This is a genomic window from Streptomyces sp. NPDC004752, assembly GCF_053601275.1.
Genome location: NZ_JBSGBN010000013.1, coordinates 47,298 through 69,179, shown reverse-complemented (window position 1 = coordinate 69,179; position 21,882 = coordinate 47,298). Strand labels below are relative to the sequence as shown.

The 21,882-nt window shown below is 72.5% G+C and carries 20 protein-coding genes; 14 read left to right on the top strand and 6 right to left on the bottom strand.

Annotated elements, in window-relative coordinates; translation table 11 throughout:
- Positions 1 to 18: 18 nt before the first annotated feature.
- Positions 19 to 675 (top strand): trimeric intracellular cation channel family protein, encoded by a 657-nt coding sequence (locus ACWEKM_RS08055; RefSeq protein ID WP_451620323.1) that lies wholly within the window; start codon positions 19 to 21, stop codon positions 673 to 675.
- Here ACWEKM_RS08055 and ACWEKM_RS08050 read toward each other — a convergent pair.
- A complete protein-coding gene (locus tag ACWEKM_RS08050; RefSeq protein WP_451620322.1) occupies positions 584 to 1,810 on the bottom strand; it encodes an alpha/beta hydrolase in 1,227 nt (408 codons plus the stop codon). The two genes, ACWEKM_RS08055 and ACWEKM_RS08050, sit on opposite strands and share 92 nt — an antisense overlap.
- Positions 1,811 to 1,966: 156 nt before the next feature.
- Here ACWEKM_RS08050 and ACWEKM_RS08045 point away from each other — a divergent pair, with 156 nt between their 5' ends.
- Positions 1,967 to 2,827 carry a thioesterase family protein gene (locus tag ACWEKM_RS08045; RefSeq protein ID WP_451620321.1) on the top strand — a complete coding sequence of 287 codons (861 nt, stop codon included), beginning with the start codon at positions 1,967 to 1,969 and terminating at the stop codon, positions 2,825 to 2,827.
- Here ACWEKM_RS08045 and ACWEKM_RS08040 read toward each other — a convergent pair.
- Positions 2,814 to 3,425 carry a TIGR03086 family metal-binding protein gene (locus tag ACWEKM_RS08040; RefSeq protein ID WP_451620320.1) on the bottom strand — a complete coding sequence of 204 codons (612 nt, stop codon included), beginning with the start codon at positions 3,423 to 3,425 and terminating at the stop codon, positions 2,814 to 2,816. The two genes, ACWEKM_RS08045 and ACWEKM_RS08040, sit on opposite strands and share 14 nt — an antisense overlap.
- A 101-nt stretch (positions 3,426 to 3,526) precedes the next feature.
- On the opposite strand from ACWEKM_RS08040, the gene ACWEKM_RS08035 reads away from it, so the two are divergent.
- Positions 3,527 to 4,573: a helix-turn-helix transcriptional regulator gene (locus ACWEKM_RS08035; protein WP_451620319.1), complete on the top strand. Its 1,047-nt coding sequence runs from the start codon at positions 3,527 to 3,529 to the stop codon at positions 4,571 to 4,573.
- Here ACWEKM_RS08035 and ACWEKM_RS08030 read toward each other — a convergent pair.
- Complete coding sequence (locus ACWEKM_RS08030; RefSeq protein ID WP_451620318.1) at positions 4,519 to 4,923, bottom strand: hypothetical protein; 405 nt, start codon at positions 4,921 to 4,923, stop codon at positions 4,519 to 4,521. The genes ACWEKM_RS08035 and ACWEKM_RS08030 overlap by 55 nt on opposite strands.
- Before the next feature lie 636 nt (positions 4,924 to 5,559).
- Between ACWEKM_RS08030 and ACWEKM_RS08025 the strand changes: the two genes are divergently transcribed.
- Positions 5,560 to 6,723, top strand: a complete 1,164-nt coding sequence (locus tag ACWEKM_RS08025) for a cysteine desulfurase family protein (protein WP_451620317.1) — start codon at positions 5,560 to 5,562, stop codon at positions 6,721 to 6,723.
- Positions 6,724 to 6,776: 53 nt separating this feature from the next.
- On the opposite strand, the gene ACWEKM_RS08020 is transcribed toward ACWEKM_RS08025, so the two are convergent.
- A complete protein-coding gene (locus tag ACWEKM_RS08020; protein ID WP_451620316.1) occupies positions 6,777 to 7,499 on the bottom strand; it encodes an N-acetylmuramoyl-L-alanine amidase in 723 nt (240 codons plus the stop codon).
- Positions 7,500 to 7,559: 60 nt separating this feature from the next.
- Here ACWEKM_RS08020 and mnmA point away from each other — a divergent pair, with 60 nt between their 5' ends.
- The gene (gene mnmA, locus ACWEKM_RS08015; protein WP_451620315.1) at positions 7,560 to 8,690 is read left to right on the top strand and encodes a tRNA 2-thiouridine(34) synthase MnmA; all 1,131 of its coding nucleotides are present in this window, start codon (positions 7,560 to 7,562) and stop codon (positions 8,688 to 8,690) included.
- A gap of 202 nt (positions 8,691 to 8,892) precedes the next feature.
- On the opposite strand, the gene ACWEKM_RS08010 is transcribed toward mnmA, so the two are convergent.
- Complete coding sequence (locus ACWEKM_RS08010) at positions 8,893 to 9,669, bottom strand: alpha/beta fold hydrolase (RefSeq protein ID WP_451620314.1); 777 nt, start codon at positions 9,667 to 9,669, stop codon at positions 8,893 to 8,895.
- A gap of 50 nt (positions 9,670 to 9,719) precedes the next feature.
- Positions 9,720 to 10,058: a DUF427 domain-containing protein gene (locus tag ACWEKM_RS08005; RefSeq protein WP_451620313.1), complete on the bottom strand. Its 339-nt coding sequence runs from the start codon at positions 10,056 to 10,058 to the stop codon at positions 9,720 to 9,722.
- A gap of 51 nt (positions 10,059 to 10,109) precedes the next feature.
- Between ACWEKM_RS08005 and ACWEKM_RS08000 the strand changes: the two genes are divergently transcribed.
- The 9 genes from ACWEKM_RS08000 to gatB all read left to right on the top strand — a co-directional run bounded on the left by ACWEKM_RS08000 (position 10,110) and on the right by gatB (position 21,841).
- Complete coding sequence (locus ACWEKM_RS08000) at positions 10,110 to 10,649, top strand: LOG family protein (protein WP_451620312.1); 540 nt, start codon at positions 10,110 to 10,112, stop codon at positions 10,647 to 10,649.
- Between the two features lie 18 nt (positions 10,650 to 10,667).
- Positions 10,668 to 11,366, top strand: coding sequence for an SDR family oxidoreductase (locus ACWEKM_RS07995; protein WP_451620311.1), 699 nt, complete (start codon positions 10,668 to 10,670; stop codon positions 11,364 to 11,366).
- A gap of 737 nt (positions 11,367 to 12,103) precedes the next feature.
- On the top strand, positions 12,104 to 13,108 hold the full coding sequence (locus ACWEKM_RS07990; protein ID WP_451620310.1) for a methionine synthase: 1,005 nt from the start codon (positions 12,104 to 12,106) through the stop codon (positions 13,106 to 13,108).
- Between the two features lie 15 nt (positions 13,109 to 13,123).
- Complete coding sequence (gene ligA, locus ACWEKM_RS07985; protein ID WP_451620309.1) at positions 13,124 to 15,316, top strand: NAD-dependent DNA ligase LigA; 2,193 nt, start codon at positions 13,124 to 13,126, stop codon at positions 15,314 to 15,316.
- A gap of 261 nt (positions 15,317 to 15,577) precedes the next feature.
- The gene (locus ACWEKM_RS07980) at positions 15,578 to 17,812 is read left to right on the top strand and encodes a putative bifunctional diguanylate cyclase/phosphodiesterase (protein WP_451620308.1); all 2,235 of its coding nucleotides are present in this window, start codon (positions 15,578 to 15,580) and stop codon (positions 17,810 to 17,812) included.
- A 467-nt stretch (positions 17,813 to 18,279) separates the two neighbouring features.
- On the top strand, positions 18,280 to 18,576 hold the full coding sequence (gatC, locus tag ACWEKM_RS07975) for an Asp-tRNA(Asn)/Glu-tRNA(Gln) amidotransferase subunit GatC (protein ID WP_018544665.1): 297 nt from the start codon (positions 18,280 to 18,282) through the stop codon (positions 18,574 to 18,576).
- A 2-nt stretch (positions 18,577 to 18,578) separates the two neighbouring features.
- Positions 18,579 to 20,072 carry an Asp-tRNA(Asn)/Glu-tRNA(Gln) amidotransferase subunit GatA gene (gene gatA / locus ACWEKM_RS07970; protein WP_451620307.1) on the top strand — a complete coding sequence of 498 codons (1,494 nt, stop codon included), beginning with the start codon at positions 18,579 to 18,581 and terminating at the stop codon, positions 20,070 to 20,072.
- On the top strand, positions 20,069 to 20,311 hold the full coding sequence (locus ACWEKM_RS07965) for a hypothetical protein (protein WP_451620306.1): 243 nt from the start codon (positions 20,069 to 20,071) through the stop codon (positions 20,309 to 20,311). Before gatA ends, ACWEKM_RS07965 begins: the two co-directional genes overlap by 4 nt.
- A 15-nt stretch (positions 20,312 to 20,326) precedes the next feature.
- Complete coding sequence (gene gatB / locus ACWEKM_RS07960; RefSeq protein ID WP_451620305.1) at positions 20,327 to 21,841, top strand: Asp-tRNA(Asn)/Glu-tRNA(Gln) amidotransferase subunit GatB; 1,515 nt, start codon at positions 20,327 to 20,329, stop codon at positions 21,839 to 21,841.
- Positions 21,842 to 21,882 lie beyond the last annotated feature (41 nt).

Genomic DNA, 21,882 nt, shown 5'->3' with positions numbered 1-21,882 from the left:
GCGGGTGAGAATGTCGGGGTGGTTCAGCAACTCTTCAGCCCGTCCGTCCAGCACACCCTCGATGTCGTCGGCATCTTCGTGTTCGCGATCTCCGGTGCGCTGCTGGCCGTGCGCAAGAACTTCGACGTCTTCGGCATCGCCGTGCTCGCCGAGGTCACCGCGCTCGGCGGCGGGCTGTTCCGGGACCTGGTCATCGGCGCCGTCCCGCCGGCCGCCTTCACGGACCTCGGGTACTTCAGCACACCGCTGCTCGCCGCCCTGCTGGTCTTCTTCCTGCACCCCCAGGTGGAGCGCATCCAGGTCGCGGTCAACGTCTTCGACGCGGCGGGCCTCGGGCTGTTCTGCGTGGCGGGGACGACGAAGGCGTACGCCTACGGGCTCGGCCTGACCGCGTCCGCGGCGCTGGGCCTGGCCACCGCGGTCGGCGGCGGCGTCCTGCGCGATGTGCTGGCCAACGAGGTTCCCTCCCTGCTGCGCTGGGACCGCGACCTGTACGCGGTGCCGGCGATCGTCGGCGCCACCCTGGTGGTGCTGTGCCTGCGCTACGACGTGCTGAACCCGTTCACCAGCGGGCTCGCCGCCGTCACCGCCTTTGTGCTGCGCCTGCTCGCGATGCGTTTCCACTGGCGAGCGCCGCGCGCCTGGAACCGGCGGTCGACGGTGGCGGAGGAGTAGCTGCGCCGACCCGGCTCTGGCCCATCTGCACGGTCAGCCAGCGGAACACGGTCGGCACCTGGGGCCGCCACAGCGCCATGGTGTGGCCGCCGGCGCTGCGCGGCAGGAACACCACGTGCACCGTCGTCGGCGCCTTGGCCACCGACTCAAGGGCGACACCGGCCTGGTAGCCGTCGCCGGACCCGCCGGAGACATAGAGCGCGATCCTGGGCGGCACGGGGGCCTTCCTCAGCAGCAGATAGGGGTTGTTCCGGGCGCGCATGGCCGGACTCTGCGCCGTCAGCGAGTTCCGCTCGCCGATCGGGTCGTTGTAGCCGGACAGGCTCACCGCGGCCCGGTAGCGGTCAGGGTGGGCCACGGCCAGCTTGACCGCGCAGTGCGCGCCCGCCGAGTACCCGGCGACCGCCCAGCCGGCCGGCTCGGCCTCGGCGCGGAAGTTGTCCATGACCATCTTGGGCACGTCGATGCTCAGCCAGGTGTCGGCGTTCACCGTGCCGGGGATGTTCGCGCAGCCCGTGTCCACCCCGGCCAGCAGGTTGGTGCGCGGTGCCACCAGGATGAACGGCGCGACCTGGCCGTTCTTCATCAGCGGCAGCACCTGCTCGTGCACCTTCAGCGACCCGAACCACGCCTTCGCCGAGCCGGGGTAGCCGGGCAGCAGCTCCACCACGGGGAACCTCCGGTGCCGGTAGGCGGGTTGGCCGTACTGCGGCGGGAGCCAGACGTAGACCTCCGCGTTCACCCCGGACACCTGGCCCTTGAGCTGGGTCACGCGCACCCCGCCGGCCGCGCGCATCCCGGGGCCATCGGCCGCCTGGAACACCTGCTTCACCTTGGGCAGCCGCTTGAGCGCCATCCCGCCGGTGCCGTCCCGGCCGAGGTCGGCGGCCTGCTGCACGTGGTTGCCGGTGCCGAGCAGATCGGACCAGTTGTCGTACAGGTTGTTGGAGTTGTTGACCAGGACGAAGACCAGGGTCACGGCCGTGGCCTGGGCGAACAGCAGCATCAGCACCCGGACGGCGACGCGCAGGGCCCTCGGCCCCCGTGTCCGCGACCACAGGGCGAGCGGCAGTATGAGAGCGACGACGCTCAGCGCGAAGGTCGTGTAGAGGAACGGAGTCCCGGTGAGGCTCATGTCCCCATAGAGGGGAAAGAGAGGCGCCAGGTCACGGACGTGTCCGGACACTTACCGAGAAATTGCCGGAACCTCACCTGGCAGGCGGATCGTCATGTGATCCGATCGGAGCCCCGAAAGCAACCGCTTAGTAGTTTTATGCTGTACGGTTCAAGCATGCCAGAATCAGCGATCGCATCCGAGCGGCGGGCTGTGCCCGGCGACAGCGAGTTCGACCGCGACACGGCCGTCACCCGGCGCGAGCCCGGCGTCTACGGCATCGGCCTCCGCGCCGGCTGGACGGTGGACAACGCGGTCAACGGCGGCTATCTGCTGGCCGTTGTCGGCCGGGCCCTCGCGGACACCCTTCCGCATCCCGACCCGTTCACCCTCTCCGCGCACTATCTGACCGCCTCCCGGCCCGGCCCGGCCGTCGTGCGCACCGAGACCGTGCGCACCGGTCGCACCCTCTCCACCGGCCAGGCATCCCTCTACCAGCGCGACGAACGCGGCGACGAGGTCGAGCGCATCCGGGTCCTCGCCTCCTACGGCGATCTCGACACGCTCCCGGACGACGTCCGTACGACGGCGGCGCCGCCCGCGCTCCCGCCCATGGACCAGTGCCGCGACCTCCAGGACGGCCCGACCCCCCTGGGCGGCGGTTCGACCATCGCCGACCGGCTGATGCTGAAGCTGGACCCCGCCACCCATGGCTGGACGTTCGGCGCGCCCTCCGGCAAAGGGGAGATGCGTTCCTGGTTCGGCCTCGCGGACGGCCGGGACGCCGACCCCTTCTCACTGCTGCTCGCGGTCGACGCCCTGCCGCCCACCGCCTTCGAACTCGGCCTGTCCGGCTGGGTCCCCACGGTCGAGCTGACCGTGCATGTGCGCCACCGCCCGGCGCCCGGCCCGCTGCGGGTGTCGATCACCACCCGCAATCTGGCCGGGGGCTTCCTGGAGGAGGACGCCGAGGTCTGGGACGGCACGGACCGACTGGTCGCCCAGTCGCGGCAGCTGGCCCGGGTCAGGCTCGACTGAGCGGCTCGCGCCCCAGCCAGGCCGCCAACCGGCCGTAGGCGTCGGCCTCTTCGGGAGCCGCGACCGCCGCGTCGAACGGGGTTTCCGCGCCCCGCGGCCGGGACTCCGGCAGCACCCGCAGCGCGATCGCCAGCGCGAACTCGGCGAGATCCGGGGCGAGTTCGCGCGGATGCCCGAGGGCCTCGGAGAGATCCCAGGTGTGCGTCACGATCTCCATCACATAGCCGGAGAGCGCATCGCGCCCCGGGACCTCGCCCCACGGCACCCGCACCGGCGCCGTCATCCGCTCGTCGCTCTCCCATGCCTTGAGGACCCGGATCCGGACCTCTTCGTACGCCGCCGCCCAGCCGTCGTCGGGGACGCCGTCCGCGAGGGCGGCGACCGCGAGGCCGTCGCCGCCCTCGCCGACCACCGCGATACGCCGGGTGCCGCCGACGATGTGGCTCAGCAGGGCGCGCACATCGAACTCGGCGCACGGGGTCGGACCGGTCAACTGCTCGGGCCGCACGGTCGCGATGAGCGCCGCCACCTGCTCGGTGGCGCGGGCGTAGACGGGGCGCGGGTCGAGTCCGGCGGTCCGGGGGATGTCGCTGGTCATGAGGTGCCTTCCGTGAGTCGGTGCGACCAGGATCACCGGATAACCTGACACCCGCCGTCAACATTTGTGGCGGTCCCTCGTCTGGCGGGATCCTTGAGAGCGTGAAGTCCGACCGCCTGCTGTCGATCCTGCTGCTCCTGCAGAACCGGGCCCGCGTCCCCGCACATGAACTGGCCGACCGGCTGGAGGTGTCGGTGCGGACCGTCTACCGCGATGTCGAGGCCCTGTCGGCCGCCGGCGTCCCCGTGTACGCGGAGCGCGGCCGGCACGGCGGCATCGCGCTCCTCGCCGGATTCCGTACGGACGTCACCGGCCTGACCGCCGACGAGTCGCGGGCCCTGTTCATCCTGGCCGCGCCGGGCGCGCATGCCGCGCTCGGCCTGGACGCGGCCCTCGGCTCGGCGTTGCGCAAGGTGATGGCGGCCCTGCCGGCGCCCCACCGGCCGGCCGCCGAGGCCGCCAGCCGACGTATCCTGGTCGACGCCACCCGCTGGAAGTGCGGGCCGCGGCAGGCGGTCGACCTGGAAGTCCTACAGGACGCGGTGTTCGCCGACCGGCGGCTCAGACTGCGCTACCGGCACAGCGGGGAGCGGGAGGCGCGGACGTACACCGTCGACCCGTACGGTCTGGTCGCCAAGGCCGGGGTCTGGTACCTGGTCGCCGACCGGCGGGCGAAGCCGCAGCTCTTCCGGGCCGACCGGGTGCGCTCGGCCCGACTCCTTGACGAACCGGTGCGCCGTCGGCCCGGCGTCGAACTCGCCGACGCCTGGGAGGTGTTGCGCCGCACAGTGGAGGAGCGCACCGACGGGATCGAGGTCACCGTGCGCGTGCGGCGCGACCATCTCGACATGTTCCGGCGGCTGTTCGCCCCGTCGCTGACCGGGCCCGCCGACGACACGGGCCCGGACACCCCGGGCCCGGACACCTCGGGCCCGGACACCCCGGGCCTCGATGGCCCGGCCACCGTCCGGCTGACGTTCCCGGCGGTGCGCGCCGCCCGCCAACTGCTCGCGTTCTCCGACCGGGTGGAGGTGCTCGCCCCGCCCGAGGTGCGCGCCGAGCTGACGGAGGCGGCCCGCTCGGTCACGGCCCTCTACCGGACCTCGGCCACGGCCCGCCACCGGGCAGAGGGCGTCGGGCCCGGCTGAGCCGCCGGGTCCGCGCGGCTGCCCGGGGCGCGGGTCAGTTCCGGTCGCCGGGCCCGGTAGGGCCACCGCGGGGTGCGGCCCGCCCCGGTCGCCGGGCCCGGGAGGGCCGCCGCCGGGTGCGGGTCAGTTCCGCCAGTACCGGCTGGCCGATGCCGATCAGCGGGAGTCGGCGGGTCGCCCCCCCGGATGACCCGCTCGCGCTCCGCCTCCGACGCGTCCGGCGCCTGAAGAGTCTTTGGGAACAGCGAGGCGGTGTTGAGCATCTGGTCGACGTAGCGGTGGGCCGGCATCAACAGGCCGTCGTCGCTCCAGCCCGCGGCCTCCGGCTTCTTGGCCGGCTCGGCCTGCACTTCCTCACCTCCTCGGCGAACCGCGCCAACTGGCCCCCGGACGGCGCGCGCAACGGCTGCACGCCGTCCCGCTCCGCCACGACGCCGACGGCACGGCCGCCGCCCCCTTCATCCTCGGCCTGCTGGCCTGTTCGGCCTCAACCTCGTCCTCGGCTCTCGCCATCGCGTCGGCCGGTGTCGCCCTGTGGCGTGGCACCGCCCGCCCAGGCCGCGTCGTCCTCGACCGCACCCTGGGCGTCGCCGACCTGCTGGTCCTGCTGGCCTTCACACAGGCCGACCGCACGGTCCCCCGGAGCTTTTGAGCCGGGCACCCGCCGACGACGCGCGGCAGGGTTCCGGCGCCGTGGGGCAGGGTTCCGGCGTGCGGCACGGTTCCGCCGTGGTGCGGCAGGATCCCGGCGTCGCGGGGCGGTCCCAGCGTCGTGCGGCAGGGTCCCGGTGTGGTGCGGCACAGTCTCACTGTCGTGCGGCAGGGTCCCGCCGTGGTGCGGCACGGTTCCGCCCGTGGTGCGGCACGGTCCCGGCGTCGCGGGGTGAGCGGTCGGGGGCGGGTCGGGCCCGTCGTCCCTGACTGGCTGAGAGGAGCCGGACACCCCCCGAGACCGCCGGGGGAGGCGCCGTAGAATCGGTTTCACCATGGCATACCTCGACCACGCCGCGACCACCCCGATGTACCCGCAGGCGGCGGAGACACTCACCGCCCAGCTGAGCGTCACCGGCAACGCGTCCTCGCTGCACGCCTCCGGCCGGCAGGCCCGCCGCACGGTCGAGGAGTCCCGGGAAACCCTCGCCGAGGCGCTGGGCGCCCGCCCCAGCGAGGTCGTCTTCACCTCCGGCGGTACCGAGGCCGACAACCTCGCCGTCAAGGGTCTGTACTGGGCCCGCCGTGCCGCCGACCCGGCCCGCACCCGCGTCCTGTCCAGCCCCGTCGAACACCACGCGGTCCTCGACGCCGTCCACTGGCTCGGCGAACACCAGGGTGCCACCGTCGAGTACCTCCCCGTCGACCGATACGGCCGCGTCCATCCGGAGGCCCTGCGCGAGGCCATCGCCCGCAACCCCGACGACGTCGCCCTGGCCACGGTCATGTGGGCCAACAACGAGATCGGCACCGTCCTGCCGGTCCGTGAACTGGCCGATGTGGCGGGTGAGTTCGGCATCCCGCTGCACGCCGACGCGGTGCAGGCATTCGGTCAGGTCCCGGTCGACTTCGCCGCCTCCGGGCTCGCCGCGCTGACCGTCTCCGGTCACAAGATCGGCGGCCCGTACGGCATCGGGGCCCTGCTCCTCGGCCGTGAGTACACCCCCGTACCCGTGCTGCACGGCGGCGGCCAGGAGCGGCATGTACGCTCCGGCACCCTCGATGTTCCCGCCATCGCCTCCTTCGCCGTCGCCGGCCGGCTGGCGGCCGGTCAGCGCGCCTGGTTCGCCCGGGAGATCGGCGCCCTGCGCGACGAACTCGTCGCCGCCGTGCGCTCGGCGGTGCCGGACGCGATCCTCGGTGGCGACCCCGTGGACCGCCTGCCGGCCAACGCCCACTTCACGTTCCCCGGCTGCGAGGGCGACTCGCTGCTGCTCCTGCTGGACGCCCAGGGCATCGAGTGTTCCACCGGCTCCGCCTGCACCGCGGGCGTCGCCCAGCCCAGCCACGTCCTGCTGGCCACCGGCAGCGACCCGGACCTGGCCCGCGGCACCCTCCGTTTCTCCCTCGGCCACACCTCCACACAGGCCGACGTGGAGGCCGTCGCCAAGGCCATCGGCCCCGCGGTGGAACGAGCCCGCGCAGCCGGCCTCACCTAGCCGCAGGCCCGGCGCGCCGATCAACTTCACCCAAGCGAACGCACCGGCAGGCATCATCTTGCTGTTGCTGTTGCTGTTGCTGTTGCTGTTGCTGTTGCTGTTGCTGTTGCTGTTGCCTCGCCCCGGTCGGTCGTTGCCTCGCGCACCAGTCGCAGGTACCGGTCCCAGTCCCAGTGGCGCCCTGGGTCCGTGTGGTCCGTACCGGGCACCTCCACATGACCGATGATGTGCTTCCGGTCCACCGGCATGTCGTAGCGCCCGCATATCGCGGCCGTCAGCCGCGCGGAGGCCGCGTACATCTCGTCCGTGAAGGAGGAGGCGCGCTCCACGAAGCCCTCGTGCTCGATGCCGACGCTGCGCTCGTTGTACTCCCGGTTCCCCGCGTGGAACGCCACGTCCAGCTCGCGCACCAGCTGGGTGATCCGGCCATCCTCGCGGACGATGTAGTGCGCGGCCGCCCCGTGCCCCGGGTCCTGGAAGACCCGCACCGCGCTGCGGTAGCCGCCCTGCGTGACATGGACCACCACCCGGTCGATCCGGTAATCGGCAGGCCGGTCCGCCCGCCGGTAGTTCGCCGTGGACGCCGCCACCCAGCGCGCGCCCCGGAAGTCCACCGCGCCCGCCACCCGCGGCTTCTCCATCCCCGGGAGGCGCCACCACAGATGCGACAGCTCCTCGCGGGCCAGCACGGCCGTGCCCACCGCCGCCACCGCGCCGCCGACCAGCAGGGCACGCCTGCCCAGCTGCCGGTCCCCATCCCGCTTCTTCTCCCCCATGTGATCGTCAACGGATACCCGCGGGCTCCGGTTCCCGCGTCCCCGTACTCTGGAAGGGCTATGACTGACATCCCGCAGCGCACCCGTCCCCTCCGCGTCCTCGCCGCCATGTCGGGCGGCGTCGACTCCGCCGTGGCCGCCGCCCGCGCGGCCGAGGCGGGGCATGACGTGACCGGCGTCCACCTCGCGCTCTCCGCGAACCCGCAGTCGTTCCGCACCGGCGCGCGGGGCTGCTGCACCATCGAGGACTCCCGCGACGCCCGCCGTGCCGCCGACGTCATCGGCATCCCGTTCTACGTCTGGGATCTCGCCGACCGTTTCCGGGAGGACGTGGTCGAGGACTTCGTCGCCGAGTACGAGGCCGGCCGCACCCCCAACCCCTGCCTGCGCTGCAACGAGAAGATCAAGTTCGCCGCGCTCCTGGACAAGGCGCTGGCGCTGGGCTTCGACGCGGTCTGCACCGGCCACTACGCGAAGGTCGTGACGCTCCCCGACGGCACCCGGGAGCTGCACCGCGCCTCGGACCTGGCCAAGGACCAGTCGTATGTGCTCGGTGTGCTGGACGACCGGCAGCTGGCGCACGCGATGTTCCCGCTGGGCGACACGGTGACCACCAAGGACGAGATCCGTGCCGAGGCCGAGTCCCGCGGGCTCGCCGTCGCCAGGAAGCCCGACTCGCACGACATCTGCTTCATCGCCGACGGCGACACCCAGGGCTTCCTCGCCCGGCGGCTCGGCAGGGCCGAGGGCGACATCGTCGACGAGTCCGGCACCAGGGTGGGCACCCACGACGGCGCGTACGGCTTCACCATCGGCCAGCGCAAGGGGCTGCGCATCGGCACCCCGGCCCCCGACGGCAAGCCCCGTTACGTCCTCGACATCTCCCCGGTGACCAACACCGTGACGGTCGGCCCGGCCGCCGCCCTGGACGTCACCGCGCTGACCGCGATCAAGCCCCGCTGGTGCGGCGCCGCCCCCGACGGCCCCGGCGGCTACTCGGCCCAGCTGCGCGCGCACGGCGACGAGACCGAGGTGACCGCCGAACTGGTGGACGGCGCCCTGGAGGTGTCGTTCACGGCGCCGGTCCGCGGCGTCGCCCCCGGCCAGGCGATCGTCCTGTACGACGGCACGCGCGTGGTGGGCTCGGCGACGATCGCGTCGACCACGCGCGCGTCGGCCGCGACGGTGTAGCCACGGCCCGGCGGCTCCGGGACTCCGGGAGGGTGCCGCCGGTCCGTCCGGAGCGCTCCGCCGGGAGGGCCGTGACGCGCCGTTGGCCGGGCACGGCGGCATCGGAGTCGGCCGCCCCCCACGCCCCCCAACGCCCTGCTCAGTCGGCTCAGTCGGCTCAGCCCGCTCAGCCCGCTCAGTCGACCCAGTCGACCCAGTCGGCTCAGTCGGCGAAGAACTCGGCCAGGACCGGCGCGAGGACGTCCGGGTCGATCATGTGGGTCTGGTCCTCCAGGATGAGGAATGTGCCCTTGGGGGCCGTCTGCGCGGCCTGAGCGGCCGATGTACGCAGCCAGTCGGGGCTCGCCCCGCCCGCCACGGCCAGCACCGGCACGCCGATCGACGCGATCCGCTCGCGCGGCAGCACACCGCCGCCCATGACGGCGTCGTCGTACGCCAGGGTCGGCGCGATCGCCTCCATGTCGGCCCACATCGGGGACTGCCGGGCACCCTGGATCATCTGCTCGGCCAGCCCGGTGAGCCGCAGGAACAGCTCGACCGCGTCCCCGCGCCGCCCGCGGGCGAGGGCCTCGGTGAGCCGCTCGGTGTACTCGGCGCGTTCCTTCTCCCCGCCGGGCTGGGCGAACGGCGGCTCGTACACGGCGACCCGACGGACCGGCAGGCCGCTCGCCGCCGCCTCCAATGCCAGCGCGCCGCCCGACGAGACGCCGTACAGCGCCGCCGCACCGCCCACCGCCTCGATCAGCGCCGCCAGGTCCTCGACCTCGCGGGCGACGGCGTACGGCGCCGTGTCACCGCTCGCGCCGCGGCCCCGGCGGTCGTACACGACGACGGTGAACCGGTCCGCGAGCCGCTTGGCCAGCGGGGCCAGCGTCCCGCCCGTCGACATCGCGCCGCTCACCAGGACCACGGCAGGGCCCGCTCCCGAGCGTCCGTATGCGATGGGCGTGCCGTCAGGCGAAATCATCTGCTTGTCCATGCCTGTGCAGACTGCCATCCGGCACGCCGGTCATCGGTCAGACACTTCGGTCACGCCACTTCAGCGGGCGACACTTCCACTTCGTAGAAGCACATGTGGTCCTTGATCCGGGCCACGTCGTGCTTGGGCTCCGGATAGCCCCAGACGAGGTCCGGCGCGTCCGGCAGCGACCAGTAGGACGCCGTGCCCTTGAAGGGGCAGTAGGAGTGGGTGTCGGACGGGGTGAGAAGGTCGAGGCGCACGTCCTCGGCCGGGATGTAGTACCGCACGGGACACCCGGTCTCGCGCAGCAGCAGCGGGCGGTCCGTCTCGGCGAGCACCTGGTCCCCGTGCACCACGCGCACGTGCTGCCCGCCCTGTTCGATGGTGATGGTGTGTCCTTCGGCCATATCCGAACAGCGCCCGTCCGCCCCGACTTCTTCCCGCGTACGGTGAGGCCCATGAACATCTGCGTCTTCCTCTCCGCCGCCGACCTCGACGACCGCTACACGCGCCCCGCGCGCGACTTCGCGACCCTGATCGGCAAGGGCGGCCACACGCTGGTGTGGGGCGGCTCCGACGTCGGTCTGATGAAGGTGGTCGCGGACGGCGTGCAGGAGGCGGGCGGCAGGCTGCTCGGCGTCTCCGTGGAGTTCCTGGCGGCGAAGACGCGGCGCGCCGCGGACCGGATGGTGGTCGCCCATGACCTCGCCGAGCGAAAGCGGCTGCTGCTGGAGCACGCCGACGCCGTGGTGATCATGGTGGGCGGCACCGGGACGCTCGACGAGGCCACCGAGATCCTGGAGCTGAAGAAGCACGGGCACACCGACAAGCCGGTCGTGCTGCTCAACACCGCGGGCTTCTACGACGGTCTCCAGGAGCAGTTCCGCCGCATGGAGGCCGAGGGCTTCCTGCCCCGACCGCTGAGCGACCTGGTGTTCTTCGCCCAGGAGCCGGTCGGGGCGATGGCGTACCTGGAGGAGAGCCGCGGCATCGAGTGACATGTCGCTGATGCGACCATGGCCCGCATGGCTACTCATGTGATCACGGGCGCGGGTTCCGGCATCGGCGCGGCCGTGGCGCGACGCCTCCACGCGCGCGGGGACGAACTCGTCCTGCACGCGCGTGACGCGGGCCGTGCGAAGGACTTTGCCGCTCAGTTCCCCGGGGCGCGCACCCTCGTCGGTGACCTGGCCGACCCGGACCGGCTGTCCTGGGCCTTCTCGCACCAGTCGCTCCCGGAGAGGGTGGACTCGCTGCTGCATGTCGCGGGCGTGGTCGACCTCGGGGGCGTGGACGAGCTGACCCCCAAGTCCTGGCGGCACCAGCTCAACGTCAACCTGGTCGCGCCCGCCGAGCTGACCCGTCACTTCCTGCCCCAGCTGCGCGCCGCCCGCGGGCACGTGGTCTTCGTGAACTCCGGCGCGGGCCTGGGCGCCCACGCCGGCTGGTCCGCATACGCCGCCTCCAAGCACGGCCTGAAGGCGCTCGCCGACGCCCTGCGCGAGGAGGAGCGCGGCAACGGGGTCCGGGTCACCTCCGTGTATCCCGGCCGCACCGCCAGCCCCATGCAGGCCAAGGTCCACCAGCAGGAGGGCAAGGAGTACGACCCGGCCCGCTGGATCGACCCCGAGTCGGTCGCAACGACGATCCTGACGTCCCTGGACCTGCCACGGGACGCGACAATCACCGACCTGACGGTCCGCCCGGCCCTCTGACCACCCGCCCCCCGGAGCAGGCTGCCTCTACCTCCCGACCCCCGCCCCTGACGCCCCTCGTCCTCACCGCCCGGAGGGCCTGCCCAATACGACCCTCGCCCCATCACCCCCACCCTGAACGCCGTCCCCCGCCTCACCCCGGATGCCGAACCCATCGCGCCACCCCGGATGCCGAACCCGCCGCCTCGCTCCCGACGCCGGGCCGTCGCGTCGCCCCGAACGTCGGCCCCGCCGCCCCGCTCCGGGCTCCGGACCTGTTCGCGCCGCTCTGGTGCCAGGCTCGTGTTCGTCGCTCCTGCCCGTCCCGTTCTGGGGGTGCCGTCTTCGAGCCCCCGCTTCGTCCCTGAACGGGCCTAGTCCTCAAACGCCGGAGGGTCTGTTCAATGCGGACCTTGCCCGATCAGCCCCGCCCCGGCGCCGGAGCCGTCGCCCCGCCCCGGGCTCCGGGCCCGCCGTCCCGCCCCGGGCGCCGGCCCCGTTCGTGCCGCTCCGGTGTCGGCCCGGCGGCCGTCGCTCCTGCCCGTCCTGTTCTTGGGGGCCGCCCTCAGCCCTCCGCCTTCGACCTGAACGGAACATCCTCCTCGGCCACCGATCGGGCTGGTGGGCGCGGGCCGTGCGCGGTCTGCAGTGGTCCGGGGTCGGTGCTCCCCCCGGTGGGGGCACTTCTCGGCGGGGCGAGTCGGGTGGGTAGGTGGGCGAGGAATGGGAGCCCCAAGCGGAGCGCTTACCCTTCCGGGGTGAGTGAGAACGAGTTCAGGTTTCCGGGAGCCACCGGTGTCGGGTCCCTGCCCGGCGCGGACGCACGGGAGGCGGCCAAGACCGTCACCGGCAGCTTCGAGGACTTCCCGCATCTGCCCGAGCTGCCCGCCCGCGGACCCGGCGCCGACATGATCGGGCGGACCGCGGGAATGCTCGCCGAGCTGTACGCGCGCGTGGAGCCCAGCGGCTGGCGGATCGGCGACCGTCCGGGCCGGGACACCAAACGGGCGCGGTCCTGGCTGGGGGAGGACCTCGACGCGCTGGAGGAGTTCACCCAGGGCTACGAGGGCGACCTCAAGGTACAGGCGGTCGGCCCGTGGACCCTGGCCGCCGCCCTGGAGCTGAAGAACGGCGAGGCCGTCCTCTCCGACCCCGGCGCCTGCCGTGACCTCGCCGCCTCGCTCGCCGAGGGCCTGCGCCTGCACCTCGCCGAGGTACGGCGCCGCGTCCCGGGCGCCCGGCTCGTGCTCCAGCTCGACGAGCCGTCCCTCACCGCCGTACTCCGCGGACAGGTCCGCACGGCCAGCGGCTACCGCAGCCACCGGGCCGTGGACCGGCAGGTCGTGGAGGCCACCCTGCGGGACACCGTCGGGGCGCACGGCGCAGGCCCCGTCGTCGTCCACTCCTGCGCGGCCGACGTCCCGGTCGCCCTGCTGCGCCGCGCGGGCGCCGCCGCCGTCTCGTTCGACTTCGCACTCCTCACCGAGCGTGACGACGAGGTGATCGGGGAGGCCGTGGAGGGCGGCACGCGGCTGTTCGCCGGTGTCGTGCCGGCCACGGACGGCCCATTGTCAGACCCTGCCGGTAGCGTCATGGGTGTCAGGACGCTATGGCGCAGGCTGGGGCTGTCTCCGGGGCTTCTCGCGGACGCGGTCACGCTCACCCCGTCATGCGGTCTCGCGGGCGCTTCCCCCGCGTATGCCCGCGCGGCGCTCGCCCACTGCGTCCGGGCGGCGAGATCCCTCGCGGACAACCCAGAGTAACGGGAGGACAATACGGTGGCCGGCGACAAGCAAGCGGAGACGACGGTGCCCGCCGAGGCACGCGACCAGCACGCGCGGTTCGCTGAGCAGATCGAGGAGCACCGCTTCCGGTACTACGTGAAGGACGCTCCCGTCATCAGCGACGCGGAGTTCGACAGGCTCCTGCGCACCCTGGAGGCGCTGGAGGAGAAGTATCCGGAGCTGCGCACACCCGATTCGCCGACCCAGAAGGTCGCCGGGTCGTACGAGACGGACTTCACCGCGGTCGAGCACCGCGAGCGCATGCTCTCCCTCGACAACACCTTCAACGACGAGGAACTCGCCGCCTGGGCCGACCGCATCCACCGCGAACTCGGCGAGCAGGAGTACCACTTCCTGTGCGAGCTGAAGGTCGACGGCCTCGCGGTCAACCTCACCTACGAGCACGGCCGGCTCACCCGCGCGGCGACCCGCGGCGACGGCCGCACCGGCGAGGACATCACACCCAACGTCCGTACGATCGCCGAGATCCCGGACCGGCTGCACGGCGAACGCGTCCCCGACGTCGTGGAGATCCGCGGCGAGGTCTACTTCCCGATGGAGAAGTTCCTGGAGCTGAACGAGCGACTGGTCGCGGCCGGCGACAAGCCGTTCGCCAACCCGCGCAACGCGGCCGCCGGTTCACTGCGCCAGAAGGACCCGCGCGTCACCGCCACCCGGCCCCTGCACATGGTCGTCCACGGCATCGGCGCCCTGGCGGGCCACTCCGGCTTCACCCGCCTCTCCCAGGCGTACGACCTGCTGGGGGGCTGGGGCCTGCCCACCTCCCCGCACAACCGGGTGGTCGACGACCTCGACGGCGTACGGGAGTTCATCGCCCACTACGGCGAGAACCGCCACTCCGTGGAGCACGAGATCGACGGCGTGGTCGTCAAGCTGGACGAGATCCGCCTCCAGGGCCGCCTCGGCTCCACCGCCCGCGCCCCCCGCTGGGCGATCGCGTACAAGTACGCGCCGGAGGAGGTCAACACCAAGCTCATCGACATCAAGGTGGGCGTCGGTCGCACCGGCCGCGTCACGCCGTACGCACAGGTCGAGCCGGTCACGGTCGCGGGCTCCGAGGTCGAGTTCGCCACCCTGCACAACCAGGACGTGGTCAAGGCCAAGGGCGTCCTGATCGGTGACACCGTGGTGATCCGCAAGGCCGGTGATGTCATCCCGGAGATCCTCGGCCCGGTCGTCGACCTGCGTGACGGCACCGAGCGGGAGTTCGTGATGCCCGCCGAGTGCCCGGAGTGCGGCACGCCGCTGCGCGCCATGAAGGAGGGCGACATCGATCTGCGCTGCCCCAACGCGCGCGCGTGCCCTGCCCAGTTGCGCGAGCGCGTTTCCTACCTCGCGGGCCGGGAGTGCCTGGACATCGAGAACTTCGGCGAGGTGGCCGCGGCGGCGCTCACCCGGCCGCTGGAGCCGGCCGACCCGCCCCTGACCGACGAGGGCGACCTGTTCGACCTCACGGTGGAGCAGCTGCTGCCCATCAAGGCGTATGTGCTCGACCCGGACAGCGGACTGCCCAAGCGGGACCCCAAGACGGGCCAGGAGAAGGTCGTCACGGTCTTCGCCAACCAGAAGGGCGAGCCGAAGAAGAACACCCTCGCGCTGCTGCAGAACATCGAGGCGGCCAAGGAGCGTCCGCTCGCCCGGTTCCTGAACGGGCTCTCCATCCGCCACGTCGGACCGGTCGCCGCCCAGGCGCTCGCCCGCGAGTTCCGTTCCGTCGACCGTATCGAGCAGGCATCCGAGGAGGAGTTGGCGGGCATCGACGGCGTCGGCCCGATCATCGCCGCCGCGCTCAAGGAGTGGTTCGCCGAGGACTGGCACCGCGAGATCATCCGCAAGTGGAAGGCGGCCGGAGTCCCCCTGGAGGACGAGTCGTCGGGCGAGGACGAGGGCCCGCGCCCCCTGGAAGGGCTCACCGTCGTCGTGACCGGGACACTGGACCAGTTCACCCGCGACGGAGCCAAGGACGCGTTGCAGAGCCGCGGCGCGAAGGTGACCGGAGCGGTCTCCAAGAAGACCTCGTTCGTCATCGTGGGTGACAACCCGGGATCGAAGTACGACAAGGCCATGCAGGTCAAGGTGCCGGTCCTGAACGAGGACGGCTTCGAAGTCCTGCTGGCACAAGGGCCCGAGGCGGCGGCCGAAGTCGCCCTGCCCACCGATGAGTAGCGGTTGAAGGCCACCCGATCGGCGCATACCAGATGCATGCGGGCGGCCGGGGCGCATTCGGGCAACCACTGACGACCGCTGCCCGTGAAAGCCTTCCGCGGCCTACTGTTGAGCTGTGCGCCTGCCGTGCCCAACTGCGGTCGGGGCATCCCCGTGCGCCCGAAGCAGCACGGGGAAGGGTTGTTCCCATGCGGAACCGTCGACGGACGTCGGGCGTCGGGCCGCGTGGCGTGGGCACCGCCGGCTGTGAGAGGGACGGGAATGGAACCGACCGAGAGCGCCGCCCCGGACGCTTGGCTGCGCCTGCGCCGCAGGGCGCTCGCCTGGCGGGGGAGCCGGTGGCCGGGCGGGGCCGCGCAGCGACCGGGCGACGCCGGACGCGCCACCGCACCGCGCTCGGCGTTGCAGCCGAGCGCCGTGCCCCTGGGCGTTGCGGGCACCCCCGTGCCGCTCGGTTCCGAGCACCAGCAACCGGCCTGGCCCGCGCTGCCCGCCGCCGTCGTGGCGGCGGCCGGGTTCGCGCTCGGCGCCGGTTTCTACCAGGCGTTCACCGACCACCACGCCCTTTTCCCGTCCGGCACCGTCGGCTGGTCGCTGGCCATGCTCACCAGCGTCATCGTCGGCCACCTCGTCATGCTCGGCCGGGCCCGCTGGTGGGGCGGCACCGGTTCCGGCTCCGCCCTCACCCTGGCCGTCCTGCTGCTGTACGGCTGGGTGCCCGCCGGCCTGGTCAGCCTCACCGTCGTCGTCCTGGTCGGCATCGCCCGCAGGCACCGCTGGCGGCAGGGCGTGCTGCACGGCGCGGTGGACATCCTCGGCATCGGCGCCGCCGCCCTGCTGCTGGGCGCCTTCGGCCGCGTACCGACCGTCGAGGACCCCTGGAACCCCGACCACTGGAACCTCACCACCGTCCCCGAGGTGGTGCTGGTCGCCACGGCCTACCTCGCCGTCACCCGCGTCCTGCTGTGGTACCTGAGCGCCCCGCGCGGCGGCGGCCTGCCCACCGTCGCCCGCACCGCCCTGGTCAGACAGGGCCTCGTCGCGGTCGCGCTGCTCGGCATCGCACCGCTGATCTGCGTGGTCGCGGCCGCCCACCCGGTGCTGCTCCCGCTCTTCGCCATCCCGCTGATCGCCCTCGACTCCACCCTGTGGATCGCCCGGGCCCGGGCCGAGGAGCAGCTGCGCGACCCGCTGACCGGACTGCCCAACCGGCAGTGGCTGCTGGAACGCATCTGGACGGCCCTCGACGACGCCGAACGCATCGGCGCCCGGTCCGCGCTCATGCTGATCGACCTCGACCGGTTCCGCTCGGTGAACGACACCCTCGGGCATCTCGCCGGGGACCGGCTGCTGCTCCAGATCGCCGACCGGCTGCGCCTCGCGCTGCCGCGCGGCGCGGAGGCCGCGCGCCTCGGCGGTGACGAGTTCGCCGTGTTACTGCCGGTCGCCGACTCCACGACGTCCGCCACCCGGGTCGCCCGCAGCCTCGTCACCGCGCTCAGCTCGCCGCTCGACCTCGACGGGCTCACCCTCGTCCTGGAGGCCAGCGCGGGCGTCGCCGTCTTCCCGGACCACGCGCTCGACGCCGAAGGCATGCTGCGCCGCGCGGACGTGGCGATGTACCAGGCGAAGCGGGACCGCACGGGCGTCGAGGCGTACGAGTCCAAGCGGGACTCCAACACCCCGGACCGGCTCGGACTGCTGGGCGATCTGCGCCGGGCGCTGGAAGCGCACGAGGTGCAGCTGCACTACCAGCCGAAGGTCCGCTTCGACGGGCAGGTCGCCGGCCTGGAGGCGCTGGTGCGCTGGGTGCACCCCGAGCGCGGGAAGGTGCCCCCGGACGAGTTCATCGCGATCGCCGAGTCCTCGGGGCTGATGCCCCAGCTGACCGAGTACGTGCTGGAGACGGCGCTCGGGCAGGTCGCCAAGTGGCGGGCCCAGGGGCTGCGGGTGCCGGTGGCCGTGAACGTCTCCCCGCGTGACGTCCACACACCCGGCTTCGCGGGCTCCGTCGCCGCCCGGCTGGCCCGGCACGGAGTGCCCGCGGCGGCGCTCCAGCTGGAGATCACCGAGCATGTGCTGCTGGAGGACCCGCAGCGGGCCGCCGACACCCTCGCCGGGCTCACCGGGCACGGCGTGAAGATGTCCCTGGACGACTTCGGAACCGGGTACTCCTCGCTGGTGCATCTGCGTCGGCTGCCGGTGAGCGAGCTGAAGATCGACCGGTCCTTCGTCGCCCGGCTGGCCGTGGACAACGAGGACGCGGAGATCGTGCGCTGCACCGTCGACCTGGCGCATTCGCTGGGGCTTCTGGTCGTCGCCGAGGGCGTGGAGGACGACGAGACCTGGGAGCGACTGCGGGACCTCGGCTGCGACGCCGTACAGGGGTGGCTGGTCGCAGCGGCGATGCCGCCCGAGGAGACGACGGCATGGCTGCGGGCGCGGGGGTCCAGAGGGTGGCAGCGGCCGCGTGCCGCGTTGCCGGCCGCCGAATGACCCCGTCCGTCCGTCGCCCGTCCGCCGGTTCGTCCGTCCGCCGGTTCGTCCGTCGTCCGTCCGTTCGCCTTCGCCCGTCCGTCCGCCCGTCCGCCCGTTCGACTTCGCTGACTTCGCCGAACTGTTCTTCCCGCGCGACGGTGCCGCCGACATCCGCTCCGGCGAGGGCCTCGTCACGGCCGGACCCGGTGGCGCCCAACCCGTGACGCCGGGCCTCGTGACGCCGGACCCGGTGGCCCCGACCCGGTGACCGGGCACGGCGGCGAAGGCGTGCGGCCTGCCCGGCGCTTCGCGTACGGAGAACCGAGGCAGGGGAACGGGGGCAATGGAAGCGAGGCGGGGGAGGCGAGGCGGGGGAGGCGAGGCGGGGCTGGCGACGGGTCCCCTGCACACCGTTTCACGCGCACCGGGGCCCGCCCCATAGGATTGGCCCCAAACCGCACGCACTCACCCCAGAGGATCGCTGCATGCCTGGCATCACGCGCGAGGAGGTCGCCCACCTCGCCCGGCTGGCGCGTCTGGAGCTGAAGCCCGAAGAACTCGACCACTTCGCGGGCCAGCTGGACGACATCATCGGCGCGGTCGCCCGCGTCAGCGAGGTCGCCGACCAAGACGTACCGCCGACCTCGCACCCGCTCCCGCTGACCAACGTCATGCGCGCGGACGAGGTCCGTCCCTCGCTCACCCCCGCGCAGGCGCTGTCCGGCGCCCCGGCCCAGGAGCAGCAGCGTTTCAAGGTGCCGCAGATCCTGGGGGAGGACTGACCATGACGGACATCATCAAGCTCACGGCCGCCGAGACCGCCGCGAAGATCGCCTCCGGCGAGCTGACGGCCGTCGCGGTCACCGAGGCCCACCTCGGCCGCATCGACGCCGTCGACGAGAAGGTGCACGCCTTCCTGCACGTCGACCGCGAGGGCGCGCTCGCCCAGGCCCGCGCCGTCGACGCGAAGCGCGAGCGCGGCGAGAAGCTGGGCCCGCTGGCCGGTGTCCCCCTCGCGCTCAAGGACATCTTCACCACCGAGGGCATCCCCACGACCGTCGGCTCGAAGATCCTCGAAGGCTGGATCCCGCCGTACGACGCGACGCTCACCCAGCGGCTGAAGGCCGCCGACGTGGTGATCCTCGGCAAGACCAACATGGACGAGTTCGCCATGGGGTCCTCGACGGAGAACAGCGCCTATGGACCGACCGGCAACCCCTGGGATCTCACCAGGATCCCCGGTGGCTCCGGCGGCGGCTCCAGCGCCGCGCTGGCCTCCTTCCAGGCGCCGCTCGCCATCGGCACGGACACCGGCGGCTCCATCCGCCAGCCGGCCGCCGTCACCGGCACCGTCGGTGTGAAGCCGACGTACGGCGCCGTCTCCCGCTACGGCATGGTGGCCTTCTCGTCCTCCCTCGACCAGGGCGGCCCCTGCGCCCGCACGGTGCTGGACGCGGCCCTCCTGCACGAGGTCATCGCCGGACACGACCCGATGGACTCCACCTCCATCGACGCCCCGGTCCCGCCGGTCGTCGAGGCCGCCCGCAACGGCTCGGTGCGGGGCATGCGCATCGGTGTGGTCAAGCAGTTCCGCGGCGAGGGCTACCAGGCCGGTGTCATCCAGCGCTTCGACGAGGCCGTCGGGCTGCTGAAGGAGCTGGGCGCCGAGATCGTCGAGCTGGACTGCCCGTCCTTCGATCTCGCCCTGTCGGCGTACTACCTGATCGCGCCGTCCGAGTGCTCCTCCAACCTGGCCCGCTTCGACGGCCTGCGCTACGGCCTCCGGGTCGGCGACGACGGCGGTCACTCGGCCGAGGAGGTCACCTCCCTCACTCGTGAGGCGGGCTTCGGTCCCGAGGTCAAGCGCCGCATCATGCTCGGCACATATGCCCTGTCGAGCGGTTACTACGACGCGTACTACGGCTCCGCGCAGAAGGTCCGCACGCTCATCACGCGCGACTTCGAGCGGGCCTTCGAACAGGTCGAGGCGATCGTCTCGCCGACCACCCCGACCACCGCCTTCGCGATCGGCGAGCGCGCCGACGACCCGATGGCCATGTACCTCGCCGACCTGTGCACCATCCCGGCCAACCTGGCGGGCAACGCGGCCATGTCGCTGCCCTGCGGTCTCGCCCCGGAGGACAACCTGCCCGTCGGCCTCCAGATCATCGCTCCGGCGATGAAGGACGACAGGCTGTACAAGGTCGGCGCCGCCGTCGAGGCCGCCTTCGTGGAACAGTGGGGGCATCCGCTGCTGGAGGAGGCTCCGTCGCTGTGAGCAAGGCACTGTCCAAGGCCAAGGGCTTCAAGAAGTCGAAGTCCGGCACGTACCTGTCCATGGGCACCACCGCGTTCGGCGCGGTCGGCGTCGTCAAGCAGATCAAGAAGGCCCGCGCCGAGCACGACACGCTGCGCCTGATCGACGCCACCGTGTCCGCCGTCGCCATCGTCACCGGCCTCGCCCTCCTCTACCGCGAGCTGAAGCGGATGGGCGACGACGACGTCCTGCTGGGCTGAGAGGGAAGTTTCACCGTGACCACCACGACCGACCTGGTGTCGTACGAGGACGCGCTGGCGTCGTACGACCCCGTCATGGGCCTCGAAGTCCATGTCGAACTCGGCACCAAGACGAAGATGTTCTGCGGGTGCTCCACCGAGCTGGGCGCCGAGCCCAACTCGCAGACCTGCCCGACCTGCCTCGGCCTGCCCGGCGCGCTCCCGGTCGTCAACGCGACCGGCGTCGAATCCGCGATCAGGATCGGGCTCGCGCTGAACTGCTCGATCGCCGAATGGTGCCGCTTCGCCCGGAAGAACTACTTCTATCCGGACATGCCGAAGAACTTCCAGACCTCCCAGTACGACGAGCCGATCGCCTTCGGCGGCTACCTCGACGTACAACTGGAGGACGGCGAGACCTTCCGCGTGGAGATCGAGCGCGCCCACATGGAGGAGGACACCGGCAAGTCCACCCACGTGGGTGGCGCGACCGGCCGTATCCACGGCGCGTCCCACTCCCTGCTCGACTACAACCGCGCGGGCATTCCGCTCATCGAGATCGTCACCAAGCCGATCGTCGGGGCCGGCGAGCGCGCCCCCGAGGTCGCCCGGGCCTACGTCCGTGAGCTGCGTGAGGTCATCAAGGCGCTCGGCGTGTCCGACGCCCGCATGGAGATGGGCCAGATGCGCTGCGACGTCAACCTGTCGCTGATGCCCAAGGGCGCCGACAAGTTCGGTACCCGCTCCGAGACGAAGAACGTCAACTCGCTGCGGTCCGTGGAGCGTGCCGCGCGCTTCGAGATCCAGCGGCACGCGGCCGTGCTGTCGTCCGGCGGCACGATCGTGCAGGAGACCCGGCACTTCCACGAGGACACCGGGTCGACCACCTCGGGCCGGGTGAAGGAGGAGGCCGAGGACTACCGGTACTTCCCGGAACCCGACCTGGTCCCGGTGGCCCCCGCGCGCGCGTGGGTCGAGGAGATCCGCGCCGCGCTGCCCGAGCTGCCGCTGGCCCGCCGCAGCCGCCTCCTCGCGGAGTGGGGCATCTCGGTCACCGACATGCAGGCGATCCTCAACGCCGGTGCGCTGGACCCGATCGTCGCCACCATCGACGCCGGTGCCGACGCCGCCTCCGCCCGCAAGTGGTGGATGGGCGAACTGGCGCGCAGCGCCAACGAGTCGGGCAAGGCACTGGACGAGCTGGCGATCACACCCGAGCAGGTCGCCCGCGTCACCCGGCTGGTGTCCTCGGGCGACCTGAACGACAAGCTGGCCCGCCAGGTCATCGAGGGCGTCCTCGCGGGCGAGGGCACCCCGGACGAGGTCGTCGAGCGGCGCGGTCTGAAGGTCGTCTCCGACGACTCGGCGCTCGGCACGGCCGTCGACGAGGCCATCGCCGGCAACCCGGGCATCGCGGACAAGATCCGCGGCGGCAAGGTGGCCGCGGCCGGCGCCCTGGTCGGCGCGGTCATGAAGGCCACCCGCGGCCAGGCCGACGCGGCCCGCGTCAAGGAGCTGATCCTTCAGAAGCTGGGCGTCGGCGAGGGCTGAGCCACCGCGTGCGGCAACCGCCCCTGGGGGGACGCATCGCC

What these genes read in the sequence shown, in the direction of transcription:
- ACWEKM_RS08050 (WP_451620322.1), bottom strand. Translation starts at nt 1,810, where the DNA reads ATGAGCCTCACCGGGACTCCGTTCCTCTACACGACCTTCGCGCTGAGC.
- ACWEKM_RS08045 (WP_451620321.1), top strand. Translation starts at nt 1,967, where the DNA reads ATGCCAGAATCAGCGATCGCATCCGAGCGGCGGGCTGTGCCCGGCGAC.
- ACWEKM_RS08040 (WP_451620320.1), bottom strand. Translation starts at nt 3,425, where the DNA reads ATGACCAGCGACATCCCCCGGACCGCCGGACTCGACCCGCGCCCCGTC.
- ACWEKM_RS08025 (WP_451620317.1), top strand. Translation starts at nt 5,560, where the DNA reads ATGGCATACCTCGACCACGCCGCGACCACCCCGATGTACCCGCAGGCG.
- ACWEKM_RS08020 (WP_451620316.1), bottom strand. Translation starts at nt 7,499, where the DNA reads ATGGGGGAGAAGAAGCGGGATGGGGACCGGCAGCTGGGCAGGCGTGCC.
- mnmA (WP_451620315.1), top strand. Translation starts at nt 7,560, where the DNA reads ATGACTGACATCCCGCAGCGCACCCGTCCCCTCCGCGTCCTCGCCGCC.
- ACWEKM_RS08010 (WP_451620314.1), bottom strand. Translation starts at nt 9,669, where the DNA reads ATGGACAAGCAGATGATTTCGCCTGACGGCACGCCCATCGCATACGGA.
- ACWEKM_RS08005 (WP_451620313.1), bottom strand. Translation starts at nt 10,058, where the DNA reads ATGGCCGAAGGACACACCATCACCATCGAACAGGGCGGGCAGCACGTG.
- ACWEKM_RS08000 (WP_451620312.1), top strand. Translation starts at nt 10,110, where the DNA reads ATGAACATCTGCGTCTTCCTCTCCGCCGCCGACCTCGACGACCGCTAC.
- ACWEKM_RS07995 (WP_451620311.1), top strand. Translation starts at nt 10,668, where the DNA reads ATGGCCCGCATGGCTACTCATGTGATCACGGGCGCGGGTTCCGGCATC.
- ACWEKM_RS07980 (WP_451620308.1), top strand. Translation starts at nt 15,578, where the DNA reads ATGGAACCGACCGAGAGCGCCGCCCCGGACGCTTGGCTGCGCCTGCGC.
- gatC (WP_018544665.1), top strand. Translation starts at nt 18,280, where the DNA reads ATGCCTGGCATCACGCGCGAGGAGGTCGCCCACCTCGCCCGGCTGGCG.
- gatA (WP_451620307.1), top strand. Translation starts at nt 18,579, where the DNA reads ATGACGGACATCATCAAGCTCACGGCCGCCGAGACCGCCGCGAAGATC.